A 4,062-nucleotide genomic window follows, 5' to 3' on the forward strand; every position below is an offset into this window, starting at 1 on the left:
CTCATTTACTAGTGAAAAATAACTACATTAGCCCAACAAATAAACGAAGTACATAGGCAAAATAAATAGCAGTCTATGACAGATACTGAAAAGTTAGGCAATATTAGAAAGAAAGCAGTGCCAGATTGTAAAACTCTTTAATATTCTTACTTTTGATTTAAATATAATTTAATGATTTACAGATTTTTAATATCAATTATTCTATTTCATCTGATAACCTTGCTATCATTTGGACAATCAGTCACAGACACTATGGTTATAGAATGTTCCAATAAAGTTACTATACCACAGGATTTTTCGATAGAACTTTCTGATACATTAAATATTAAGCAGATACCTTTTGAAAATGAAAAGAAATCTTTTGTAAGCAGAAATATTTCGTGGATAACTGCAATAATAATTGCTTTTATTTCTGTAATAGGTAATCTATGGGTAGCTAGAAGACAAGCCCAAAGAAATTCAATAAATTTAAAAGCGCAAATTGAGAATAATGAAAAAATTCTTGACAAACAGATTCAAAATTCTAAAGAGATTGCAATAACTGAATTTAAAGCAACCATTGCAGCAAATAACAGACAAGGTTGGATTAACGAATTGCGTGAAACAGTTAGTGATTTTTTAACTAATAGTTTAAGTTTAGCTCCTGACGATATATTTTCAAAAGAAGAGGAATTGAAATATTATAACAAGCTGTTCTATACAAAGTTTAAAATTGAACTGTTGTTAAATACAAAAACGGAAGAACATAAATTATTATTACAAGCGATTAATAAAGTAATAGAAGTTATTAGAAGCAAGGAAGATTACAATTTAGAAAAACTGCAAACAGCAAGGGATGTCTGTTTAGAGGCATCCAGAAGGATAATAAAAATCGAATGGGAAAAAATTAAAGCCTTAAAATAATTAATTATGCACTTATTTACAGTTACTATTCACACAAAGCTATTCTGTCAAAAACAAAAATATGAATTTCTTGAAAAAGTCGCGAAACAGTTGTTTATTCAATTTAAGGCTTTGATGGTTAAACATGAACTTGATAAGAATGTAGAGTATAATGTCTATTGGAGAGAAGGATGTGTAGTGGATGATATAGTAATCGAATCAAAGGACCCTGATTTAATAAAAAAGTATTTAAAGTTTCAAGACAAATTCAAACAAACAGATGATTATAAAAGCTTACTTGATAGACTTCTCTTAGTAAAAGATGAAATGTGTGGAGAAAAAATAGTTGTTGATAAATTAAGTATTGAGGTTTTGAAGGTTTTGATTTCGAGAGTGGATTTTCCGAGTAGAGGTAATAGATTGGATAAGTTACTATAATAACATTGCCTAACATTTTGTATAAGTAATGGCAGGCGATGTGGTAAATTTTGAGGTTTGTAGCCCGCTCAAACTGCATAGCGGTTTGACAGGAAAGAAGCCCGCAATCTGCCACTACTCATACAATTTACCGTTGTGGGTTATGTAGGGATGTTCGAAATGAAAATTAGTTATGGGAAATGTATTGAGTTTTTGATTTAATGAAAAACAATTTACTTAATTTTATGAATATTAAACTTGCAGATATACTTAAGACTAGAATTATTATATGTATAATACTGTTATGTCTATTATTAGCTTTGTTGTATAAATCGTACCATGGAATTATTGCTTATGAATTTCATTCAGGGATAACGCTAAGTTTTGGACAAGTTTTAAAAGTGATGTTTTATACCCTAAGTTTTAAAGTACCAATTGTAATTGTTTTATCTATTGTAGGTTTATTTATACCAAGACGGTTAGGTTGGATTTTTGCAAACGGTTACTTTTCATACATATTGTTTAATATGAGTTTAGTAGTGCTTCCAAATGAAAATGTGGAATGGTATTATTATAGTATTGGTTTTGTTCCATTAGGACTAATTGTACTATTGAATAGACAAAAAATAATAGAATATTATAATATCAAAAAGACAGAATTATTTACTATGAATTTACTAGTATTAATGCTTGGTTTGATATATACTTTGGGAATTGGCTACTTGAACTTATATTATCGAATAAGTCCTTTAGATGTAATTTACAATCGACTCTCGTAGAAAGTATGTTTTTGAGTTCAAATAAATAAGATTGAAAAACACAACCCACAACAATCTGGAATAAATCATAAATGTCAGCATAGATTTGGGAGGTTTGCGGTAAGTTTGAGCACCGCCAAAATTTCCATTTATACATAGAAAGGTGTAAGTTTAAAACAAAATAAAAATTTTGGCTCTGTAGTGATTTGGGTGGTTTGTTTTTCAAATCATTTACGTTTCATCCAGTGAACGTTGCCAGCAATTAAAAAAAACGACATTGCAAAATGATAAAATGTCAATCTTGTAACATAAAATCAGTTGAAATAATTGAGCCGAGTGATAATGAAAATTATCCATACCGATTATGCAAGGATTGTCATCGTCGATTGATAAATAGGGCGTTAAGACCTTTGGAGTATTTTAACTTGACTTCAAAGCATGGAATGACACCTCTACTACATGATGATTTTTATGAAGAAAATGGTGAGGCATGCCAACCTGAGATAAAAGTGAAAAATGAAAAAGCGCTTGCTTTTCCTGACTTTGACTTAATAAAAAATGACCTTGAGAAATTAATTGATTATTCTATCGTTGTTTGGTGGCTGACTGATAAAATAGTTGATTCCTTAAAACGGTTTGAAAAAACAAAGATTCTTGATTCATTAAAACAACGAATAAATGATAATAGAGTATTGGGGTATCGACTTTATGAACTTGCGGCAAGAGTATTAGAATCAACTGCAGCGGATTGGATTAGAGAGGAATGGAAATACCATAACCTTGATAATTTAATGAATTACTCTGAGTGTTTAGCGAAATGCTTACCATTAAGTGAAGGATTTTATCACTATACAGACGTGCTTGATAAAATTGACAATCCAAATGTTTTTTCGGAAAAACTAAATGGACTAATTAGTTTTCAATCAGATTTATCGCTCGACTGGATTGAGAAAAACATAAATAGAGTTAATAATATTTCAAGCTCTTGGGGTTATTTAGCTGTAGCATCAAAATTCGATTGGAAAAGGACTAAGAAATGGCTTGACTCGGGCAGACCATTAAGTTTAGTGGCATTGGATACATTAGTGAATTGTTCTGTTACTTCTGAAACTATGAATAGTACGTTTTGGCTAAAAGAAAATCCTCAGCGACTTTTAAATCCTGACTCAATTGATAATATGAATGATGTGTTAAATAATTATCTTGCAAAAGACAAGGTGACAAGAGTAAAAAATAGCATAAAAAAGATTCAAGAGAATTGGGACAAAATACTAAAGATTAATGAATAACTACCCACAACACTTACAATATAATTAATCATGAGCATCCAAAGAAAGATACCTACCATGATGAAGGTGATTAAATATATTTTAATGATAGGTATAATTTAAAAGGTCATTAAGAACGTTGTTTTGTTGTTGAACGGAACCGGGAGAAACGATCCTACATTATGGAGATTGATATTGGAACCCTTAGAGTTTTAGTTGTCGGAAGTATCATTGTAAGCGTAAAAATATCAAGGTTTGGTTATAAATCATTAAAAAAACAGGCGCTAATCCGCTTCAATGTATTCATTGACAATTGATTTTGCTCTGTTTTGTTGACAACAAAACATACCTTTTCCATGATACCTATATGGGTATTTATTATATAGATTCAGGAATGGTAAGATTTGAAGGATTTCCGGGTGCAGGACAAAACAATTACTTTTTGTGAAAAACGATTACTTTTTATGTTGTATCGTGAAAAACAGTTACTTTTTGTATCGCTTTGGTATGAACTACTGCTTTGAGGTGTCTTTTATTTGCAGATAAAAAGGGATCATGTAAAAAAGTTGGGTCTAAATTGTATAATTAATAATCATGCAAAAATTTTTGTTAACCTAAACAAGAAGAATTTTACATCTGAAACACCCCTGAACTGCCTTCTGAATTCTTTAATTTTAGCATTAAAAGATTCTGCTGCTGCATTTGTGCTTCTATTATTAAAATAGTTAATAATATTG

5 protein-coding genes are annotated in these 4,062 nt (G+C 30.1%); 4 read left to right on the forward strand and 1 reads right to left on the reverse strand.

Annotated elements, in window-relative coordinates; translation table 11 throughout:
- Nucleotides 1-171 precede the first annotated feature (171 nt).
- The 4 genes from OM075_RS24385 (at nt 172) to OM075_RS24400 (ending at nt 3,346) form a co-directional block, all read left to right on the forward strand.
- Nucleotides 172-903 carry a hypothetical protein gene (locus tag OM075_RS24385; protein WP_301193175.1) on the forward strand — a complete coding sequence of 244 codons (732 nt, stop codon included), beginning with the start codon at nt 172-174 and terminating at the stop codon, nt 901-903.
- 6 nt (nt 904-909) lie between these two features.
- Complete coding sequence (locus OM075_RS24390; RefSeq protein WP_301193176.1) at nt 910-1,320, forward strand: hypothetical protein; 411 nt, start codon at nt 910-912, stop codon at nt 1,318-1,320.
- 383 nt (nt 1,321-1,703) lie between these two features.
- A complete protein-coding gene (locus OM075_RS24395; protein WP_301193177.1) occupies nt 1,704-2,078 on the forward strand; it encodes a hypothetical protein in 375 nt (124 codons plus the stop codon).
- A gap of 263 nt (nt 2,079-2,341) precedes the next feature.
- Nucleotides 2,342-3,346, forward strand: coding sequence for a hypothetical protein (locus tag OM075_RS24400; protein ID WP_301193178.1), 1,005 nt, complete (start codon nt 2,342-2,344; stop codon nt 3,344-3,346).
- Between the two features lie 571 nt (nt 3,347-3,917).
- On the opposite strand, the gene OM075_RS24405 is transcribed toward OM075_RS24400, so the two are convergent.
- Nucleotides 3,918-4,058 (reverse strand): transposase, encoded by a 141-nt coding sequence (locus tag OM075_RS24405; protein ID WP_363321657.1) that lies wholly within the window; start codon nt 4,056-4,058, stop codon nt 3,918-3,920.
- Nucleotides 4,059-4,062 lie beyond the last annotated feature (4 nt).

It is taken from the genome of Plebeiibacterium sediminum (genome assembly GCF_026013605.1).
GTDB classification, from domain to species: Bacteria; Bacteroidota; Bacteroidia; order Bacteroidales; family Marinilabiliaceae; genus Saccharicrinis; species Saccharicrinis sediminus.

Coding starts and splice junctions, on each gene's coding strand:
- OM075_RS24385 (WP_301193175.1), top strand. CDS start 172: ATGATTTACAGATTTTTAATATCAATTATTCTATTTCATCTGATAACC.
- OM075_RS24390 (WP_301193176.1), top strand. CDS start 910: ATGCACTTATTTACAGTTACTATTCACACAAAGCTATTCTGTCAAAAA.
- OM075_RS24395 (WP_301193177.1), top strand. CDS start 1,704: ATGTTTTATACCCTAAGTTTTAAAGTACCAATTGTAATTGTTTTATCT.
- OM075_RS24400 (WP_301193178.1), top strand. CDS start 2,342: ATGATAAAATGTCAATCTTGTAACATAAAATCAGTTGAAATAATTGAG.